The organism is Polaribacter sp. BAL334, assembly GCF_015767435.1.
Taxonomy (GTDB): Bacteria; Bacteroidota; Bacteroidia; order Flavobacteriales; family Flavobacteriaceae; genus Polaribacter.
The window spans coordinates 1-324 of the sequence record NZ_JADWOV010000081.1; the positions used below are offsets into that span (position 1 = coordinate 1).

Annotated in this window: 1 protein-coding gene; it reads left to right on the forward strand. The window is 33.0% G+C overall.

Features of this window, described 5'->3' with window-relative positions:
• Window positions 1-324 (forward strand): glycoside hydrolase family 88 protein (locus IU405_RS00425; protein WP_197436689.1); only part of this gene is annotated, 324 nt, incomplete at both ends.

The window sequence follows — 324 nt, forward strand, 5'->3', positions numbered from 1 at the left end:
AGAGGAATGGGATGGTATGGAATGGCACTTGTTGATGTGTTGGATTTTTTACCCAAAAATCACTCTGGAAGAAAACAGATTATCACTTATTTAGAACAATTTGCTGAAGCAATTGTAAAAGTTCAAGACGAGTCAGGTTTGTGGTGGCAAGTATTAGATCAAGGAAATAGAGATGGAAATTATTTAGAAGCCACAGGAACATCCATGTTTGTTTACACATTGGCAAAAGCAGTAAATAAAGGTTATTTGCCAAAAATTTATTTAGAAATTGCTAATAAAGGATTTGATGCTCTCATCAAAAATCTAGTTACTGTTGAAGAAAAT